The organism is Vibrio sp. 03_296, from assembly GCF_002265885.1.
Map to the genome: position 1 here is coordinate 108142 of NZ_NPKW01000098.1, position 20885 is coordinate 129026.

Genomic DNA, 20885 nt, shown 5'->3' on the forward strand with positions numbered 1-20885 from the left:
AGCAGGCTGGTGGTGCGGAGGAGCAGTACGCTCACAACCACGTCTCTCGCGGCTGTGAGCGTTGATTTATCCATTAGTATGGGGGCGTCAAAAGTGCTTGTTGACGAATAAACTGTGAAAGTTGTGTGGCAATCTCGCGGTGTTCTTGCGCCGTAGGGTGCCAGATGCAGCCTTCAAGTGGTGAAACAAAGGTATGGCTATAGACCTGATGGATCTCTTGCTGTGCCAAGGTTTCTATGGCGTCCTGAGTTGCGGGAATAATGTAGTCATACGGGTACGCAGGACGCGGCATGAGGATGATCGGCACCTCATGATAGCGGTGTTTCAACTCACTCACATATTCCACCATACGTTCGGTCCACGCTTGTTTGACCTCTTCAATGTTGCTCCAAGGTTCATGGGCTTGCGGATCGGTACTAAAATCGTTGGTGCCCACTTCCACCACAATCAGATTGGGAAACTTGTCTTCATAATCGAGTGTTAGACCATAGACTGCGGATACTTTGTCTGTGTAGGTGGTGAGGTTATGGTGTGGTTGGTTTCCTCCCCAGTTACGAATTAACCCTAACCCAGAGAAAGACACTTGAGTAATGGTTGTGTTGAGCTGCTGGCCCGTTTGGTAAGGAAAAGCCAAACGCGCATTGGAGGTGGCGTAGACTTCTTCCCATGTACATTCCCTTTTTTCTGATTCACTGCCAAAGCCAGCGCTGATGGAATCTCCAATAAAGAGAATATGCGGCTTGTGTCCCCACACTCCGTCTAGTGAACCGTTGTGTTCAACCGAGAGAAAACGGCTCATGCTGGCGTAGTTTTCAGTTCGTTTAACCACTTCGAGCAACACATGTTGTGCGCTTTCCGATGCAAAGATCTCGAAGGTTTCCGTCACGCCATTGGGTTGCGTCATCAGTGTTTTGCTCAGCTTACCGTCAACCAATACATCAAAATAGTCGCCATTCCCTTGCATGGTGAGGGCAAAGTGGCTGCCGATGAAGCGTGTTTTCAGCGTTGAACCTGGCCAATTGACCGTAACGGAACCGTCTTGATAATTTTTGCTGTTTCGCCCTTCAAAAGTGAGATTGTGATGAGTGGCTGGCAGTGATTGTGCGAGTGTGCTTGCGGCGCAAAGTCCTAGCGCTAAGCTGCATATGAGTCGATGAAACATGTCCTTTCCTTGGCTGTTGATATACCCAAACAACCTCAAGACGTGAGTTAAGATCTGAATCCTGCATCTTGAAGTTGCTTGGGTATATTGTGCAAATGAGTATGGTCTAGCAATGTGTCAGGTAAAGGCGATGGCAGTGGGAGAGGCGACTTTTGAGCAAGCCTTTCGACATACTTCATACAATACACGTTTTGTGAAACATCCTTGTTGCATCAGAGGATGATCACCTTACGACAAACTCAGTGCTTAAGTTGATTTTGTAAATAGAGTTCTTATTTATAACATGGCAGTTGCACTTCAACTTGGTTATCATGTGTAAGCATTCATAAGAGGCTAAATCATGCAACCAAAAATAGTAAAACTGCCCAATATTGGGATTGGTGTGGCCGCTTACTTTGCTGTCCTGCTGGCATTTTGGACGTCAAGTCAATTCTCTATTCATCATGAACAGTATCAGTTGATTTCTTTCGTCGCGTCTGTCGTGATTTCGGCTGTATTGGTGTTTCACCTTAAAGTACTGCTGCCGATTATTCTCGCTTTCTTCAGTTATTATTTGCACGTTGGTCGGCCATTCGAAGTGGCACTCTTGTACGCGCTGTTGTTGCCACTTTTGCCGATTGCCACTGCGCTGCTGTTCATCCAAATAGAAAAACGTCTCGAAGGCTATTCAGCCATGAAGCGACTGTTGGCTTATTCGGTGACGTTTGGCTTGTTCTATCCATTGATGAGTACGTTTATGATCAGTGTCATCAGTGCTTTGAGTGAACAACTGCATATGACGCGCGAGTTCTTGCTTTATTCGGTGTTAGGCAGTGCGCTGACTCAGCTAACGGTGACACCAGCGTTGGTGATTTTGCTTGCCATGCTGCTCAAAAATGAACGGCATGAATATCTGATTCTCGATAAGTTACTGCGACGCTCTTCGAAAACATCGCCTTCGTATTGGTTGTGGCTGTTGTGCTGTTTTTCATTGATGGCTGTCGCAATTCAACATCCTAGCTCCTTTACGCTCTATTCTTCCTGCTTTGTCCTGTTGGTACTGGTGATTGTTGGGTTTGGCAAGCACGGCTTGATTCGCCCGTTATTCATGGGAACGTTAGCCATCCTGGTGATGGCGAACGACAGCCTTAATCGGGTGAATACCTATCAAATACTGGACGAGCAGTTTTTCGGCTTATTGTTGATTTTAAATGTTGTCACGGTATTGGGCTATTTTGTCGGTGGGTACGCGATAAAGCACTATGAGCTGGCACAACAGCAGATTCGTGCAGAGCGAATAGACCCTTACACAGGGTTGTTTAACCTCTCTCAACTTGAGGAAGACCTCACGACGATTCCCAAGGCCGTGTTGATTTATCTCGATTTGTCACCAACGTTGTCTCGTTTAAGCGAGTTAGGGCACGATGGCAAAGCGCAACTGATTAGACAGATTTTTCAATTCGTCAATCGAAACCAAGATGAGAACGCCAAGTGTTATCGCCCTCCATTTTCGACTGGCGTATTGGGGTTTATTGAAGGTGATGAACGAATGAAACCGTTTGTGGCGGAGATGGCTCAGCAGCTCGACAATTTCCAGTTTTATTGGCGAGGAACGTCGATCTCACTGGTTTCTCCGACACTGCATTGTGTCGTGGTAAAACACGGAGAAGACTTAACCGATGTCGTCTCGCATCTGTGTGAGCATCAAGGCAGCAATCAGCAAGTGAACTGGATTGATGGTGAGGCGATCGCAGAATCTCAGATCGACAAACTCGCCTACATTCAGCGCGTATTTAAAAATAACGAGTTTGAACTCTATTGCCAGCGCTACATGAAATTGGCAGATCCTAGTTCTCAGCAATTAAGCTTTGAAGTGCTAACGCGAGTGAAAACGTCGCAGGACAACCGTTTGCTGCCATCAGAGTTCTTTCCTTTGATTAACCAGTTTGGGTTAGAAGTGCAGTTAGATCAGTGGGTGGTGGAGCAGACATTCCGTTTATTGAGCGAGCAAGTGCGTCATTGGTGCCGTGTGGAAAAATGTGCGGTGAACTTAACCGCCCGATCACTGGCGATGGCTGGTTTGAGTACGTGGATTATCGAAAAAGCGCACCAGTACCGAGTGCCCCTAGATAAAATATGTTTTGAAGTGACCGAGTCCTCCGCACTGCAAAATGAAGAGCAGGCGATTGAAACACTCAAAGTGCTGCGAACTGCAGGGTGTAAAATTGCGTTGGATGATTTTGGTACTGGTTACGCGAGCTTTGCTTATTTAAGACGTCTACCGCTTGATATTGTCAAAATAGACGGGGAGTTTATAAAAGATCTGCCGTTCAATGAAACCGACAGATTAATTGTTGAGTCAATAAGCAATGTCGCCAATGATATTGGTTTGGAAACCGTGGCTGAATTTGTCGAAAGTGAACAACACATTGAGATGCTTAAACAATGGCATATTACTTATGCGCAAGGTTTTGGAGTTTATAAACCCAAACCATTAGTGCAAGTTTTGCGAGAGTTTGAAACATCGAGTGTCGTTTAAATCCTCGATCTCCTCCTTCATTCTTCATGCTTGAGTTATGAGTGTGATAAGGAGGGAAATGCCGAGCCGATTTATCGCCGATTGGCTCGGCTTTTTCCTCTTGTTCATCAAGAATAAATGCTCTAAAAATAGTAAGTTATAGACAGTATTGGTGGTCATTATCAGAACGTTGGATAATCAAGTTGATCATCAATGATTGCAATTCGCTCATCTTGTAACAAAATGTTTCTCTGTAATTTTAAAATGAAAAATAACAATGTGGGAATATTCTTACATGGCATTTCTTTGTCTATTTTCCGTTGTCGTTTTGAAATAAATTATTTTTAATTGGTTATCAATTCATTCAATTTATAGGAAGCAATCTCTAAGTTTAATTTTCTATGGTGAGTTTGATGAGAAAATCTTAATGAAATACGTTCGATTAAAATGTGTATTTTCAGAAACATTTTGTTACATGCGTTGCGTGCCTTATTTCTTTTGCAGATTTATATAATGAAGATTCTAATTTTTCTTCAATAAAAAAGTTGTCCAATTATGAATAATAAAGCTCTAAGGTTAGTGCCTACTGTCCTTGCGCTCGCAGTGAGTATGGCTTTTCCTGTCGCACAGGCGGCAGTAAACAGCGAGATTTCAATTGTTGGTTCCGAAAGCCAATGGTGGAACACCTACAAGGTCAGCCTTACCAATACAGGCTCGAAGGCCATTGAACTTCGCGATGCCAAAATTGTGTTTGATTCAAACCTAACGATGTCCTCGCCTTCTTGGTCGGCGGCTGGAATCAGTTACCCCAATATGAGTTTCACCAGCAATGCGCAAGGTAATGTGTTCAAAAACACGCTGGCTTTGGGTTTCGATAATGGTAGCTGGGTGAAATCTCAACTGCCTTCAGGCCAGAACATTGTGCTCACAATCGGTGTGAGCGGCGTATTGGATATGACTCTGCTACAAGATACCATTCGTCTGATTGCTGACGATGAAGGTGAAGTGGGGGATCCAGAACTTTCTCTGAAAATCGCCTCACCAATGAATGGCGCGGAGTTTGAAGAAGGTCAAACCGTTACCATGCTCGCAAACGTAACCGCAACCAACACCACTGTTAAAGCGGTGACTTTCTTCGTTGACAACCAACAAGTCGCACGTGTAACACAAGCACCTTTCCAAGCAAATTGGCTGTCAGCGGGTGTGGGGCCACACACGATTAAAGCGATGGTGGAAAGTCACTCTGGTCTAAAACAAGAGCAAGCCGTCAGCATCACGGTGAAAGAGAAGCAGGTTGAGCCACCTGTTGATCCTGTTGTGCGTGAACTGGCGTTTGTCGCACCAACACAAGGTCAAACGCTTACCGTCGATCAGGCGACAACAATCCAAGCGCGTGTTGAAGGCGATTCGATTTCCACTCTTGAGTTTTGGGCAAACGACCGCAAACTTGGTCAACGTAATATCACGCCGACCCAAACAACATACTCGCACCCCTGGACGCCAAGCGAAGTGGGCGACGCAGCACTCAAAGTGGTGGTGCTAGACCAGAACAACCAACTGGTTGAGCAGCGCAGCATCGCAGTTTCTGTTGAAAAACCAAACTTTGTGAGTCCTGAAGTTAGCTTTATTTCGCCAGCGAATGGCTCTAAGCTTGAAGAAGGCAATGCCGTTGCGATCACCGTTCGTGCGACAGACGCAGATGATGACTTGTCACGCGTTATCGTAAAAGCAAACAACCAGCAAATTTGTGCGTTTAACGCGTCGACAGAAAGCCAATACTCATGCAACTGGACGGCATCTCAAGTGGGTGATGTCACTCTTGAAGCGGTGGCCACTGATGCGGAAAACTTAACATCGACTGCGCGTGTGAAGATCACCGTTGAAAAAGTAGAAACGCCGACCCCTCCGCCTCCGGGTGGTTTGTGTGCCGATTTCAACGTGTACCCAGATTGGACTCGCGGTGATCACGCCACGGGCGGTGACATCATGGTCCACAAAAACATTGCTTACTCAGCGGTTTACTGGACACAAACGGTTCCTGGTAGTGATAGCTCATGGTCGTTGCATTTAAACTGTGATGGCACAGATCCGGGCACTGCTCCAGCACTGTCACTACGTAACCCAATGGACCCAGTACGTCTAGAAGTCGCAGGCTGGCCAAACACATTCGTGGTGGCTAGCCCATCAACTCAAGCACCAAATACTCTGGCGGTCGAAGCAAGCAGCAGTGATGCCCTAGCCGATGTAGAACAACTAACGCGTGCGTTTGTGTCAGTTTTGGATCAAGCAGAGAATGCAGGTACCGCATCCATCGTGATTCAATCGGATGTCCTGGATCTTGCCACGCGAGACAAAGGTGCATCGTTTGGTACGGTTGCGGTTAAACAAGCCTTGACGAATGCTATTGATATCACGGGTAGCCGTATTGATATTGATGCGATTAATGCACTGAGTGACGATGTGAAAGGCTGGGCGAATGCGCACAACTTGATCTTCACCACGCTTGCTCCACAAGCGACATTTGGTTGGTCACTGAGCATTGGTGACTTCGCTTACGATACGCATTCTGGCCGTCAATCGGTATGGGATGAAGCGTCTGTTTTCACGGCGGATTTACTGGATAACTTCGAGCTTTACAAAGTGGATTCTGCAAACAAAGCGGATTTTGTCGCCTTTACTAAGTCGAGCGAGACGGCTGCGCTAACCAGCGAGCAGTGGCATCACGCGCTTGAGTTCGTCAAACAGGTTACAGATTACGTTGAAGCGCCTGCAATGCTTAGCAATATGCCGACTGAGCAAAGCGCCAACTATTTCATGGGCAACACACAAAGTGAGCAGCAAATTCGTAAAGTGGCTTACAGTAACGTGTTTGCACTGATGTTTGACCAAGACTCTCCTGTACTAACCAGCAAGATTGAACTGTATCAAACGGCAAAAGTACCGCTGTACTACGTAGGTGAAGAGTTAGAGAAAGGTTCATTGACTCGCATTGAAGCGCTCAACCAAGAGTTGACGAATGCGGAAAATGTCATGAACAACGAAGTCTTCTTATACGAAACGCCTCAATCTCAGTGGGTTCCGTCAACCGTTTATAAGTGGAACGATTTCCTCGATGGTTTGAACGCAATGCACAACATTGGTGTGGCGGGCAACAAGTTCTGGCTAATGAACGATGAAGATGATGACGCGACCAACATCAAATACGCGAAAGTCGCGATTGCTGCGTTCCTTGCACAAAGTATGCAAGAGACCATTCGTTACAACGCCTGTGATGAAAACAACTGGTCTGAAACGAAATATGGCGCGCCAACGGATTACCCAATGACAGCCAGCTGTGGGCAACTTGGTCAAAAATACGCAGATTACGGTGTCAACCCAGTCTCCGGTTTGGATTATGCGTACTCTTGTCCTCGCGATGACAAGATGGAAGTGAGTGCTCTGACTCATGCGAAATGGTATGGCGCACCGGCTCCTGTCTTTGCCGCGCCAGATGCTGTGCTTGAAGAGCGCGGTCTGCTGGTGAACGGCGCAGTAGGACGTTGGACCAACAACGGCCACTGTAACGATGTTCCTGAAAGCGTGGATACCTCTAAACAAGTGTGGGAACGCGATGAGTGTAAGACTTACGTTGGCCAGAAAGCCGGTAAGTTCATTTGGGACGGTAGCAGCCAAGAAAGCGTGGAAGGCTGTGGCTGGTGGGGGCGTGGTGTTATCCAAACCACAGGCCGTCAAAACTTTGGTACGCTCAACCACTACTTAGGTCGTTCACACGTTGACCCATCAACCATTGGTAAAACGATTGATGGCGTCACGGTAGAAGCGCCACCGGAGAACCCACTGTACGCAGAGTTGGATTTTTGTTCTAACCCAGGTCTGATTTGTAGCTCGGAAGAGAACAAAGAGATCAAGTGGATCGCAGGCCTGTTCTACTGGGTCACCTCAGTACAAGCCTACAACGATGAGGGCGGTAAGTACGGCGATTGGAACTACTACAATGAGTTGAAGAAGTACGTGGACAGCGGTCTGCAAGGTTCTCAATTTATCGATGACGTTTCAGGTATCGTAAACCGTGGTTGTCCAGATTTGAAGTGTTCAACGGGTGATGTTCACAACGCGAAAGAACGCCGCGAGAACTTCAAACTGGTACTGCAAAAGCTGGGCCTTGACCCTCGATAATTAAGACAGAGTCATCTCGACAAGCGAAGCCACCACTGAAAAGTGGTGGCTTTTTTGCTCAACTATCGATACCCGTACGAATGACAATTTCCGTTTCAAACCCATCAATACTTTGCTGATTTTTCTTGCGCCAATAGGCCTCAATGCCTTCTTTGCCTTGCTTCTCTGACCATGCTGCAAGTTCGTCTCGATCACCTTGATAATCAAACAATGGGACCGACATTCCACAAGAGGATTGCACGAGGTTGATGTCCAACACAAACAGTTGCCGCGTAGCGACGCTGGCCGGGAAAAGGGCAAGGTACTTTTGCCATTGTGGGTCAGTTTGATGAAGTACGGTGGCGTTGCCGTAAGTGCGAAGAATCAGCGGTGCGCCTTCAAACGCACACCACATGAGAGTCATGCGTGGGTTTTTAATCGTATGAGCCGCGGACTCGTTGCCACTGCCCGTTAAGTTTTGCCAAACAATGGTTTTATGGTCGATAACTCTTAGCGAGTCCCCTCCTTTTGGGGAGAGATTGACGCTGCCTGTTTGCGCGGCGGTTGCGACGAAGAAAATCTTTTGCTGTTGAATAAAGTCGATGTGTTGCGGCGTTAACTCCAAATACTGTTTTCCCATCTCTTCTCCTAAAAAATTGGCATTGCGATAGCACTACTGTAGAGCAAAAGATAGGCAACGAAGAGGGGAAAAGTGAGAACGAGGCTAGTTGTCGTCAGAAAAGCGACCGAATAGAACATTTCGCGGCTAAATGGCCGAAAAGATGGAAATTTTTCGGCCGAAATGTGATGCAAGATAGGCTTTTCAGTGTGCTTCAAACGCGAGCGCTTTTTTCTCTACCTGGCGGAAAATCAGCGTCATGATGGCATTGATGGTGAGATAAAAAGCACCCGCCACACCAAATACCGTCAAGGTATCGTAGGTTTGCGCATTAATGCGTTGCGCGTATCCCATCAGATCCATGATGGTGATGGTGCTGGCTAACGAGGTGCCTTTGAACACCAAAATGACTTCGTTGGAATAAGCCGGTACGGCGCGGCGAAGTGCGTAAGGTAGCAACACCTTCAATGTCACGAATTTGTTCATCCCAAGCGCGCGACAAGCTTGCCACTGCCCTGATGGAATGGCGTTAAATGCGCCTTTGAACAATTGGGTACTGTAAGCAGCCGTGTTTAGCGCCAGTGCCAGCATGGCACAAAACCAAGGCTGGCTTAGCCATTGCCAAACAAAGCTGTCGCGAATGGCGTCAAACTGGCCTGGGCCGTAATAGATCAGGAAAATCTGCACGAGCAGTGGCGTGCCAGTAAACAAGGTAATCACGCCGCGGCTGAACCAGTGTAAGAGAGGTGTGCGTAGAATCAACGTTGCTGTCATCAGCAACGATAAAATACAGCCCACCAACAGTGAAACCGCCGTTAGCTCAAGACTGGTGACTAAGCCTTCTAACAGTTGCCAGAGATGTTGTTCTTTCATGCTTTGGCTCCTTGATCAAGACTCAATCCTTGTGCGGAAAATTTGGCATCGATGATTTTTACAACGCGTTGGGTTACAAGCGTGATGACTAAGTAAATGGCCGCTGCGGTGGCATACCAAGTAAAGGCTTCATGAGTGGCCGCCGAGGTCAGTTGTGCTTGCTTGAGAAGATCCGTCACGCCGATTAATGACACCAAAGCCGTGTCTTTCAATAATACCAACCATTGGTTGGTCAGTCCTGGAAGTGCATGGCGCACCGCTTGCGGTAACACAATTCTAAAAAAAGTACTGCTTTTGCTCATGCCAAGAGCACTGGCCGCTTCACGTTGCCCCTTATTAACGGCTTTCAATGCGCCGCGAATGGTCTGAGAAGCGTAGGAAGCAAAAATCAAAGAAAGAGCAATCACACCGGAAAGAAACGGGCTTACTTCGATAAAATCGCCAGTCAGTAGAAACAGAACTTGTGTTGAGCCAAAGTAGATGAACAGCACCACCAAAAGCTCAGGCAAGCCGCGTAGCACCGTCACAAGTGCGATAGTTGGCCATTTCACTAGGCGATGACGAGTCATCTCGCCCCCGGCGAAAACAACCGCTAACACTAAACCGACGGCTAAGCTGACCAGCGCAAGCTGGATGGTCATCCAGCTTGCTTGGGCGAGAGAAAGAGAGTAACCCGTTAATGCCATATTAGTTACCGAAGTACTTATTGAAGATTGCTTGGTATTCGCCGTTTGCTTTTACCGCTTTTAGAGCGGCATTCAGTTGATCGACCAAGGCTTGGTTGTCTTTGTTGACCGCAATACCAAAGCCATTACCAAAGTATTGTGCGTTGGTGACGTGCTCGCCGACATAAGCAAGGTCGTTTTCCTTCTTGAACCATTCAGCCACGACAGCAGTATCACCAAACACGGAATCGATACGGCCATTTTTCATATCAAGAAACGCATCTTGATAGCTTGCGTATGGCACGGCAGTGACACCGGCCATTTGTTCTAGCAAAAAGCTTTGGTGAGTAGAGCCATTTTGTACGCCCACACGCTTGCCTTTCAGTGCAGCTTGGTCAGCGACCTTGCCTGCAAATGACACGAATGCCGCTGAGTTGTCGTAGTATGCATCGCTAAACGCCACTTGTTCTAAGCGTGCATCAGTAATGTCCATTGCTGAGATTGCTGCGTCATAACGTTTGAATTTCAGAGCAGGAATCAAGCTGTCGAAGGCTTGGTTATGGAAGGAACAACTTGCGTCCATTTGCTGACAAAGAGCGTTCGCTAAATCGACGTCGAAACCTTGGATTTGATTATTTTCATCCATGTATTCGAAGGGGGCGTAGGTGGCTTCCATCGCAAATTTAATCTCTTGTTGCGCCGCTGCATTGGCAGAAACAAGGCCGATAAGGGACGCCAGTAAAATCTTTTTCATTGCAATACTCCGTGTCTATCTGTGCGCTGACGTCAAAGACGAACAGTCAGCTTATCGTCATTTCCGTTCTGATTAGGTTGGGCGGAATTTGTCGCCATCAAACTAAACCGATTGGATGGGTTGTTAGTGTTTTAAATATTCGGCAAACGCGCGGGTTTGCGGTTCGCTGAAAGCTTGTTTGGTTCCGTGCTCAACGATATGACCTTTTTCGAGATACAGGACATGGCTTGCGATCTTCTTGGCGAAATCGACTTCGTGAGTGACGACAACTTGGGTGATGCCAGTATCGCTCAGGCCTGAAATGATCTTCACGACTTGATTCGTGATTTCAGGATCCAAAGCGGCGGTGGGCTCATCAAACAGCAGCACTTCCGGTTTCATCATTAATGCTCTCGCGATAGCGACACGCTGTTGCTGACCACCAGAAAGTTGCAACGGCCATGCATCCGCCTTATCCGCGAGCTGCAAGGTCGCCAAAATTTCTTTTGCTTGCTCAACCGCCTCTGTTTTCGCGACGCCGAGTACTCGTATCGGCGCTTCAATCAGGTTCTCAATCACAGTGAGATGTGGCCAGAGGTTGTATTGCTGAAACACCATGCCGACTTTTCGACGCAGCAGCAGGCCATCGGCTTCACTTGGAGAAGAAGCAAAATCAAAGGCTTGATTCGCAATGGTCAGCTGACCGTTGTCTGCGGATTCAAGTAAGTTCAGCACACGCAGTAGAGAACTCTTACCCGCACCGCTTGGGCCAAGTAAAACCAATGTTTCGCCTTTCGCACATTCAAAGCTAATGTTGTGCAAAATTTGGTTGGAACCATAAGATTTATTAACGCTTTTTACTTGAATAGACATGCTACTAATCTGCATCGGTTGTCATTTTGGCTTATGCTAGCATTTTTGCAGATCTATGCAATAAAAATGTATAAAAATTTAGTTTGTTAAATTATTGTTCACTATTTAATCGCTTTGGTAGTGTCTCCTACTGGTGTGAGCAGTTGGTATTTTCTAGGCAACACAATATTGACATTGCGGAGAATTTCTAACCGGAAACGATCACAGCATGACTTTCTATTGACGTGAAAATTGAAAGGCTCGCTACTATAGAGTGACAGTGATGGATATGGAGAATATCAAATGAAAAAGACAATGTTAGCGTTAGGTGGTGTGGTGATTCTTTTAGCGGGCTGCCAAGATGACAAGCAAGCACAAGCCCCTGCAGCCACGCCTAGCGAAGAGACACAAGCCGTTGTCGTGGTGGAGTCAAACCAATCTGCGGGTACGGATGTTGTAACCACTGAAACGTTTGTCGATAGTGCGCACAATGCGAAAAACGCATTGGACTGGAATGGTACGTATACCGGCACTCTACCTTGCGCCGATTGTAGCGGTATCGATGTGACCTTAACATTGAACAACGATGGCAGTTACGTTTTAGAAGAAACTTACCAAGGCAAACAAGATGGTACGTTCAAGTCTGAAGGCCACTTTAACTGGGATGAGAGTGGCAGTGTGGTGACATTGGAAGGAGAGGGTTCACTGAACCAATACTTCGTTGGCGAAAATACGCTGATGATGCTCGACATCAACGGTCAGCAGATCACGGGTGATTTGGCCGACTTCTACCGTCTTAAAAAACAGTAAGCAAAAGTGTACCTGATCCCCCATCAGGATCCATGTTGAATGCTCTAATCTAGTCCGAGGGTGATAACCTTCGGACTTTTCTTTCTCTTGATGCGTATAGCTTTGATGTGGATGATACCGCCTAGATCCCAGCATCTTAAAGTCACTTGGGTGTATACTCTCTATTCATTCACCCAAATTAAAACGCACATCACCCATCGTCACGACAATCTTTGATTCGCCAAGCGTTACACGTTGAACCACGTTAAAAAATCGATGGTAGAAAAAAGCAGGAACACAGAGCATGAAATACGGACTTTTAATCATTTCTCACATCGCGATGTTGGTTTGTGGTATCGGGTTAGGGATTTATCTTCTGCCGATTTTGATTCAACCTACGAGTCCCTCTCAACAGGCGGTTGAAAGCGTCGTGCATGCTCCCAATTATCAAGGGGAATTTAGCCGTGATCGTGTTGATAGCGATTTCTTACATTGGGGAGAGGGCAAGCTTGTGATTGATGCACAAAGTATTGCTTTTTCGGGTGAACTCGCCCCAGGTCCCGACTATAAGCTTTATCTATCGCCAACGTTTATTGAGACAGAAGCTGACTTCTTAGCCAACAAAGAGCAGTTGGTCCGCGTTGGAGATGTCAAAACATTTGACCGTTTTATTCTGCCCATTCCAAGTGATGTGGACGTGGCAAACTACACAACGGCGATTGTATGGTGTGAAAGCTTCGATCAATTTATCTCGTCAGCCAAATATCGTTAACACCGCGTTGCTTATGGTGACACCAACAAGTGTCAAACGATGGCGAGATTGACTGATTTTCCAAAAAGTTAACGTTTTTATCACTACCAATTTCCATTAATGTCGGTTTTTTTATAGAGTAGCGCGCTAAAGTGCAGAACATGATTTACACACCGGGGTTTTAGAGTGGAAAAAGTACAGCTGATCATTGAATTCTTATTGCAGCATAAGCTTTTCTTCACAGCATTGATCATCATCTTTGTTGTTTTAGTGAGACAAGTGATCTTGGCTCGTATTCGTGGCGAAGTGGCCTTCATCACGGAAAAGCAACGTAGCTGGATGTCTCGCACCAAGAATGGTGCCTTTGCCATCACCAGCTTAATTCTGTTTGTTTTGTGGCAATCGGAAATCAACCAGTTTGCGCTATCGGTGACCGCCATTGCCGTTGCGATTGTGGTGGCGTCAAAAGAAATTATTCTCTGTTTTACTGGTTCGATACAGCGTGCTAGCTCACGCTCATTTCGTGTAGGGGATTGGATCGAAGTAGGAAAAATATCAGGTCAAGTGATTGATCATAATATGATGGCAACGGTGATCCAAGAAATAGACTTAAACCACGGTCAATATCATTACACTGGAAAGACAGTGACATTGCCCAACAGTATGTTTTTTACTTATCCGGTAAAAAACCTTAATTTTATGAAGCGGTACGTATACCATAATTTTCTAATTGTTGTGCCTGACTTTGTGAATTTATATCCATTATTGCCAGATCTAGAGAATAAAATAGAGGAACATTGTCACTATTTTTCAGACGTTGCAAAACGATATAACGCGATGATCGAAAAACATGCGGGTGTGGATTTACCAGGTGCGGAACCTCATATTCATATCACGAGCTCGGCCGCAGGCGAGCAGGTGGTGAATTTTATGATTTTTTGTCCTACGGAAAAGGCTGTTCATCTTGAAAGCTTGATTCGTCAAGATTTTATGTCCCTTTATGAAGAACGTTATCCTCGTTCAATTAATTGAGAATAGCTATCGTCAGGATTGAAATCTTGAATGGACGATGTCAAATTAGGGGCGTAATGTTCACGCCCCTAATTGTGGCGTTGTCATAATTTGGAATGATAATTCATCGCGTAATATTTACCCTTTGTTTATTTTAAATATGAATGTAACATTGGTTGAAATAATAGTGGTGAATGTATTTTGCCTCAGTTGAACGATCAACTTTCTACTGTTTTCAGTTGAACTTAAATGGAATTTCAGGTGGCTAATTCTTCTAAATTTGTCTTGGAATTCAATTCTCTATAAAAATAAAGAAAAGATGACTTAAGACCTGGTGTTTGGAATAATCTGGTCTAATGAAAAAATCACCCTTAATTTCTCTTCTAACAACGTTATCCAGCAATGCTTATTTAAACGGGTTATGTAATACATTTGTGATGCTATTACCAATCTCGTTGATTTCTGCATTTAGCATCTTGATCAGTAACCTGCTCAATATCACTGGATTCACTCAGGCCGCAGAGCACATTTTGGTCGCGAGCGACATTATTTGGCGTCTTTTCCCGATTCTTTTGCTGGTTTACTACAGTTTATTTCTCGCTTCGTTGCACAAGCTGTCAAAAGTCACGGTGATCACGCCAGCCATGGTGATCTATTTTGTCATTTGTCATAACTGGGGTTTGTTGCAAGTAGGTACCATAGTGCCAAGCAATTATCCTCTGGCGATCATCATCCCAACCTTGGTGAGTTTGTCGATTCGTTTTGTCTCCAAGCGCGATTGGTTTGTTCAATCCAAGCTTCCGAGCGTTGTCGACCAGTCAATTAACCTCGTACTGTCGACGTTCTTGTTGGTGTTGTTCTACACCTCATTAGCTTACGCCTTAGAGTGGTTAGTTGATTTCACCCATCTCTCAGAGTGGGCATTGCCGAAGTTGACACTCGAATGCCTTTCGCACGGCGTGATCTATGAGGTGGTCAGAAATCTCTTTTGGAGTGTTGGCATTAATGGCCATATCGTGCTCGCACCTTATAAAGCGGAGTTGTATGAGTTGACTCACAATGCTTTGCAGGTGAGTGCGCAAACCGGGAGTGAACTCCCCATCCTGACAAGTAACTTCTATGACATTTATGCAGGAATGGGTGGCGCAGGTAATACCTTGAGCTTAGTAATTTGCATGATTTTACTCACCAAGCACAAAGCGTATCGTTCTCTGGGGATCGCGGTATTGGTATTAAGCATTTTTAATATCAATGAGCCTGTGATCTTCGGTTTGCCAATTATGTTTAACCCCATTTTGATCATCCCTTTCCTGTTGGTGCCGGTTGTAGGGTTAGTGACCGCATACTACGCCACGTTATTTGGGCTAGTACCACCAGTGTCAGAGATCATCAGTTGGATGAGTCCACCACTATGGAGTGGCTATATCGCAACCGGAGGGCATCTTTCTGCTGCTCTATTGCAAGCCATTATTATCTTGGCGGGTATCTTGATTTATTACCCCTTCTTTCGTCGTATGGACCAAATCGCCAACGCTGATACCACGTTGTTTAAATCCGCTTCGGACGATTTTTTTGACTATGAAGCGTTGGACAATGGCAAAACGGCGGGGGCACTATTTCCTGAAATGATGGAAAAATTTTCAGCACAGCAGCGCGTCGCGAAGTTGAAACTGAATGGTGATTTTGTGCTCTTTTACCAGCCGCAGTTTGATACGGATAAGCAGCAGATCAACTCTGTTGAAGTGTTGATCCGTCATCAAGACCATTTAGGGAAGATCACACCGCCTTACTTCCTTGATGATTTTCGCTTGTTAGGGCTCTCATCTGAGTTGGATTTATGGGTCGTGAAGACCGCTTTATGCGAAGTGTCCCCTTTAGCGAGCAATCCGTGTTTCAAGGTATCGATTAACATCTCACCAGAAACTTGCTTAGTTGCGGATTTTGCCAGTCGCATCATTAACATGATCGAAGAGAGTGCTCTGGATTTTCATCAAGTGGAACTGGAGATCACCGAAGAGCTGCTGATTCAGGATGCCAAACAAACACAACGTGTGTTGGACAAACTAAGAGGAAAAGGGGTACAGATTGCACTCGATGATTTTGGTTCTGGCTACTCATCCATTGGATACCTCTCCAAGTTCGATTTCGACAAAGTGAAAATTGACCGTTCGTTGGTGCTTAATCTTGATAACCGTAAGGGCAGAGAGCTCTTTCGTTTGACCACTGAGATTGTGAAAACCACTGGAGCAGAAATTGTGGTGGAAGGGGTGGAAACCAAGATTGAGCTGAACTTTGTCTCCCAACTAGGGATACATCTTGTCCAAGGGTACTATTTTTACAAACCGATGCCATTTACTCAGTTGATTGCATTGACGTTTGAGCAAGATTGTTTACGCGCTTTGTAAGCGCGTGGCATTCATCGCTATTAATCCATCGCTATTAATCGCGGCAGTAATGCCGCTTTTTTGTGCGCCTCTCCCCGAGTCTTACTTTTGCTTACGCCTCAAGCTTGCACTTCGCTCATAGACTGACACAATCAGCCAATACTAAGAATCTTAAGGAAAAGCTGTTTATGTTACGCTCAAAGGCGATAGGGTTAGTTTTGGCATCAGTGGCTGGCGCGATGCCTGCCCCATTGTTGGCGGAAGTGGGAAATACGCCGGTGTTCGGTGGGCTGTTTAACTCCAGCGAAGTGCTGAAAAATCAGGTGGTTTCATCGCTCAGTTACTCCACGCGTTTTGCCCGTGATGTCACTCTATTTACTATAGGTGGAATGACGTTAGAAACTTATCTTCTGACGCTTCCTCTTGATGCCTCTGTGAAAGCGCGAGTGATGAAGCAGATTGCCGATCCCAGCTATGCCATTCCTCTAGGCTACTTCCTTTACCAATACTACGACCGTTACAGCGGCTTGGGGAATGAGGATGAGTTTCGCAACTATCTGTTCCAAGTGTATGACAAACAAGCTCTCACCGGATTCCAGCATTCGTTATTCCAAGTTGAACAAGCTACGTTGGTTGAAACCAAGCAACATGAAAAAGATCAAGCGCACCAAGAAGGCATCAAAGTGGATGGTGATTTTATCGCGGCGTTGGTGACGGTTTATGATGCATTGGTGCAAATTGGCGAGTGGCAAGATCAAGAAACGCTCCCTGAACAATATCGCTACTTAACACAATCAGCGGAAGATCTAGCGTTGGTGGCGAAGATAGAACCCATTGTGCTGAATATTTTGCAGCAGGTGGCATCGGGTATGGATGAGAGCGAAATGAAACATGCGCTCAACGCCATTATCGAAGATGGGAAACCCGAGCACAAAAACAGGGTCAACAATAAGGCACAAGCGATTACGGTGACCCTAATCGATTTCGTGCGCCTCAATGTACTTAAAGCGTATCGTCAGTTTGTCTATCAAGATGAAAGGCAACAAGCGTTGGATCATTGGCTACAAGAAGCGTTTGATGATGATCCCGAGGCTCTACTGGCTTTTCTCGCTTCTCAGCAGCAACGTCGACTGGCAGTGCAAGTGACGGTGGATGGCCTACAGCAAGGCTTGTTGGAGGGTTTGGTTTCACCAAATAAGCCGTTTGTCTCTACGGCCTATGATAAACATCTTGAGTGGCAAGCGGTGAGTGATCAGCGACCAGCTGGTCAGAAACCTGCCCACAAGCAGCAAATGCGTTTTTTACAAACCCTTGCGACACAACCGTATCAAGATCCCTATTATCTGCCTTTCTTCAAACGTTTATACCAAAACCATGAAGATTCCATCGCCAGAGTGGGTATCTCTTCAACGCCAACCATCAGCGTAAGAAACTTGCCTATCATCAAAACGGGGGCAAGAGTGGAAGGGGAGGGAGGCACTGGCATTCCCAACTTCCACTTTGTTGATCGCCATGAAGATCGCGCGTATTACTTTTTTGGTAATGATGCCCTGCAGCTTGACCGCATCATGCAGAAAAATCGCGTGCAAACCATGTTTGACCGCTTGGTTTACCTGAAAACACTCAATTGCAACGCGCAGTACGACTGGAATGCGCACACCACGTATGATGGCTTGGTGAATCTTGGGGCAGGAGAAGCGCTGCGGGATTTCGGCGAAAAACGTTGCTTACGCGAGCTCAATGAGCGGGCGAAAGTGGAAGTCGTGTTGCAGCAGATGCGCAGTGATTTAATTCGAGATGTTGTGGATTACCAAGAGATACCGTTTTGGGATATCTATACACGTTTAACGAGAAAGTGGAAAATTGAACAAGATTTAACCTTGTTCTCTAAGCTTGATGCGAAAGGGATGCCTGATTACACCTTAGTGTACAACCCATGGCCGGATCATTTCGCACACTTTGTTGGCCCGTTTAGTGATGAAATCATCATGCCGACGGGGGAGCTTAATCGACTTGATTACTGGCTTGGTGCGTTAGAAAACGCCTATCAACAGGCAGGGGTTTACGAAAGAACGTTATGGGGAATGGCTGGCGATCATGGCCTGTCTCCAGTCTACCGAACGCTTAACCCAGAGAAAGCGATATTCGATCCGCTTCAAAGCACTTTAGGCTATCCACTGGTGATGAGAAAGATTTCATCCGATGAGGGAGAAGGGCCGAAGATGACCAATGCTCTGAATTTCCCTTCCAACAAAGGCGTTGATGTGGTGGTGGCTTCCACCGCAGGTGGGAACTTTATGCTCGACTTTTTCAATTCCAACCAGAGCTGGCAAACCCAGCCTCTTTATCAAGAGTTGACCCAATGGCGCCCTGTGAATGCAGGGAGTGAGCCAGTGATTGATATTGTCAATTGGAGCGTAAACACCTTGGCTGACAGCTTAGATTATCTCGCTGTGCGAGAAACCGCTTGTAGTGCAGAGCACTGTAAAGTTCGCCTCATCGCGACTCGGGACGGCAAGCGGGTGGACGAGTTTGTTGAGAAGGCGGGTGAGAAATACGCCTATTTTGCAGCAAAAGGTAAACCTTCGTTATTGGAGGTGTCTACGCTTAATCCCTATTTGCCTACATTGAGCGATAATGATGAAAAACAGCGCACTCTAGCACTCCAACGTTGCCTAGACGTTGACAGCCAACGCCCTGAAACATGGTGTGATAAAGCGCAGTGGCGAGCACTAACCCGCTTTACGACTCGACCTGATTCGGTGGTTCAGCTGGCGCACCTCTATTTGGAAGAAAGAGCGGGCACCATCAACCTTTTCCCCAAAGAAGGGGTTGGTTACAACACCAAAGTACCAGGGAGACACGCTGGAGAGAGCTATCTTGAAAAAGACGCCTTTATTGGTTTTTGGGGAGCGCCAATTGGCAACAATACGACGCCTTTAACCAGTGAGGAAAATGGTTCTCTTGCACCAACATTATACGAATACCTGACAGGAGAAAGCGTAGCCGTCGGAGAAAATGGTTGGGGATTCCCTTCTTTACTCAACAAGCTTGGTATTGAATCGTTTTGATTGGTGTCTCTTTATCAAACTTCTCTATCAGACCGCTCTACTAAAATAGACAATTGCGGCTAAGATGCCACGAATGAAAAAGGTGCTGAAACGTGCCTTTTTCTTTTTGCTTTCTTGCCTGTCGTCAACTCTCATCTAGACTGATTATGTATGGAAACAGATTTCTCGAGGGGATTATGGCAGGCCAAATCATTCAGGAATTTCATCATGTCGCGTCAGGTACCATCAGCTATGTGGTGTCAGATGTCGGGACAAAGCAAGCCATAATTATCGACCCTGTTGCAGACTATTGCCTCGAATCTGGGAGGATCAGTTTTGAATCTGCAGATAAGCTTTTGCAATATGTCAGAGAGAATCATCTTCATGTCGTGGCCATTTTTGAAACACACATTCACGTCGATCACCTAACGGGTTCTTTTTACCTTAGTGAATTGTTGCAAGCACCCATCAATGTGGCTGAAGGGGCAAAGAAAGTCTACGCATGTTGGAAAGATGAGTTAGCTCTTAAAGAGCTGTATGAGTTTGAACACTTTCTTATGGATCAAGAACATCTAGAGTTTGGAGAGTCTGACTTAGAAGTGATCAATACGCCTTGTCACTCAGCCTCTGATGTGACCTTCAAAATTGGTGAGGCAATTTTTATTGGTGATGCGCTTATTCCAGAAAGCGATTGCCAGTTATGGGAAGAGAAAACCAATGTCGATCACCTGCTGCACTCTCTTTATAGCCACATTCAAACCAATGGTGTTGAAGTTTATCTAGGGCATGAAGAAGAGTGTCATGGCGAGGATCGAGAGTTGATCGACGAACGTTGTGGCCACGCAGTCAGTGAAGAGCTGGTTGCATCGGCGATCAGCTACAATCTCACGGCACGTTTGCCCACTTGAGTGAGTAAACGACAAATAGCAAAAAGCCTCATCAAATGATGAGGCTTTTTAAATGTGGCTCCTCCTGCTGGGCTCGAACCAGCGACCTGCGGATTAACAGTCCGTCGCTCTACCGACTGAGCTAAGGAGGAACTATTCTGTTGTTGTATCTGGCACAACTTAATAAGTGGTGCCTCGAGGCGGAATCGAACCACCGACACGAGGATTTTCAATCCTCTGCTCTACCGACTGAGCTATCGAGGCAAATTGTTCAGCATCAGCTCAACAATGCAATGTGGCGGAGAGATAGGGATTTGAACCCTAGGTACGCTATTAACGTACGCCGGTTTTCAAGACCGGTGCTTTCAACCACTCAGCCATCTCTCCATGGGCCGAGATAATAGGGGGAAGCGTGGATGATGTAAAGTGGAAAAGTYCATCGCTTGATTTGTCGCCG

General features: G+C 46.1%; 14 protein-coding genes and 3 tRNA genes. 8 read left to right on the forward strand and 9 right to left on the reverse strand.

Features of this window, described 5'->3' with window-relative positions; genetic code table 11:
- Positions 1-73: 73 nt before the first annotated feature.
- Positions 74-1162: an SGNH/GDSL hydrolase family protein gene (locus CIK04_RS12150; protein WP_165387596.1), complete on the reverse strand. Its 1089-nt coding sequence runs from the start codon at positions 1160-1162 to the stop codon at positions 74-76.
- 340 nt (positions 1163-1502) lie between these two features.
- On the opposite strand from CIK04_RS12150, the gene CIK04_RS12155 reads away from it, so the two are divergent.
- Together CIK04_RS12155 and CIK04_RS12160 are read left to right on the forward strand one after the other, a co-directional pair.
- Positions 1503-3680, forward strand: a complete 2178-nt coding sequence (locus tag CIK04_RS12155; protein WP_097352232.1) for an EAL domain-containing protein — start codon at positions 1503-1505, stop codon at positions 3678-3680.
- A 534-nt stretch (positions 3681-4214) separates the two neighbouring features.
- Positions 4215-7835 carry an Ig-like domain-containing protein gene (locus tag CIK04_RS12160; protein WP_097352231.1) on the forward strand — a complete coding sequence of 1207 codons (3621 nt, stop codon included), beginning with the start codon at positions 4215-4217 and terminating at the stop codon, positions 7833-7835.
- Positions 7836-7893: 58 nt separating this feature from the next.
- Here CIK04_RS12160 and CIK04_RS12165 read toward each other — a convergent pair whose 3' ends face one another.
- The 5 genes from CIK04_RS12165 to artP all read right to left on the reverse strand — a co-directional run bounded on the left by CIK04_RS12165 (position 7894) and on the right by artP (position 11577).
- Positions 7894-8454 carry a pyridoxamine 5'-phosphate oxidase family protein gene (locus CIK04_RS12165; protein ID WP_038939624.1) on the reverse strand — a complete coding sequence of 187 codons (561 nt, stop codon included), beginning with the start codon at positions 8452-8454 and terminating at the stop codon, positions 7894-7896.
- Positions 8455-8637: 183 nt separating this feature from the next.
- Positions 8638-9306, reverse strand: coding sequence for an arginine ABC transporter permease ArtM (gene artM, locus CIK04_RS12170; protein ID WP_015728208.1), 669 nt, complete (start codon positions 9304-9306; stop codon positions 8638-8640).
- Complete coding sequence (artQ, locus tag CIK04_RS12175) at positions 9303-9992, reverse strand: arginine ABC transporter permease ArtQ (RefSeq protein WP_038968154.1); 690 nt, start codon at positions 9990-9992, stop codon at positions 9303-9305. The genes artM and artQ overlap by 4 nt, the downstream gene beginning before the upstream one ends.
- A gap of 1 nt (position 9993) precedes the next feature.
- Positions 9994-10725, reverse strand: coding sequence for an arginine ABC transporter substrate-binding protein (locus CIK04_RS12180; protein WP_038963762.1), 732 nt, complete (start codon positions 10723-10725; stop codon positions 9994-9996).
- A 123-nt stretch (positions 10726-10848) separates the two neighbouring features.
- Positions 10849-11577, reverse strand: coding sequence for an arginine ABC transporter ATP-binding protein ArtP (gene artP / locus CIK04_RS12185; RefSeq protein ID WP_026050665.1), 729 nt, complete (start codon positions 11575-11577; stop codon positions 10849-10851).
- Between the two features lie 282 nt (positions 11578-11859).
- Between artP and CIK04_RS12190 the strand changes: the two genes are divergently transcribed.
- The 6 genes from CIK04_RS12190 to CIK04_RS12215 all read left to right on the forward strand — a co-directional run bounded on the left by CIK04_RS12190 (position 11860) and on the right by CIK04_RS12215 (position 20449).
- Positions 11860-12366: a copper resistance protein NlpE gene (locus CIK04_RS12190; RefSeq protein ID WP_017421598.1), complete on the forward strand. Its 507-nt coding sequence runs from the start codon at positions 11860-11862 to the stop codon at positions 12364-12366.
- Between the two features lie 283 nt (positions 12367-12649).
- Positions 12650-13117, forward strand: a complete 468-nt coding sequence (locus CIK04_RS12195; RefSeq protein ID WP_097352230.1) for a DM13 domain-containing protein — start codon at positions 12650-12652, stop codon at positions 13115-13117.
- A gap of 165 nt (positions 13118-13282) precedes the next feature.
- Entirely contained in the window at positions 13283-14128 is an 846-nt protein-coding gene (locus CIK04_RS12200; protein WP_017421599.1) for a mechanosensitive ion channel family protein, read from the forward strand.
- Between the two features lie 335 nt (positions 14129-14463).
- A complete protein-coding gene (locus tag CIK04_RS12205) occupies positions 14464-16512 on the forward strand; it encodes an EAL domain-containing protein (RefSeq protein WP_097352229.1) in 2049 nt (682 codons plus the stop codon).
- A gap of 62 nt (positions 16513-16574) precedes the next feature.
- Positions 16575-19562: an alkaline phosphatase family protein gene (locus tag CIK04_RS12210; protein WP_045613033.1), complete on the forward strand. Its 2988-nt coding sequence runs from the start codon at positions 16575-16577 to the stop codon at positions 19560-19562.
- Positions 19563-19738: 176 nt separating this feature from the next.
- The gene (locus CIK04_RS12215; protein WP_097352228.1) at positions 19739-20449 is read left to right on the forward strand and encodes an MBL fold metallo-hydrolase; all 711 of its coding nucleotides are present in this window, start codon (positions 19739-19741) and stop codon (positions 20447-20449) included.
- A 55-nt stretch (positions 20450-20504) separates the two neighbouring features.
- Here the strand turns inward: CIK04_RS12215 and CIK04_RS12220 are convergent.
- The 3 genes from CIK04_RS12220 to CIK04_RS12230 all read right to left on the reverse strand — a co-directional run bounded on the left by CIK04_RS12220 (position 20505) and on the right by CIK04_RS12230 (position 20815).
- Positions 20505-20580: transfer RNA gene (locus tag CIK04_RS12220), tRNA-Asn, on the reverse strand.
- A 36-nt stretch (positions 20581-20616) separates the two neighbouring features.
- A tRNA-Phe gene (locus CIK04_RS12225) sits at positions 20617-20692 on the reverse strand.
- Between the two features lie 32 nt (positions 20693-20724).
- A tRNA-Ser gene (locus CIK04_RS12230) sits at positions 20725-20815 on the reverse strand.
- Positions 20816-20885: the final 70 nt, after the last annotated feature.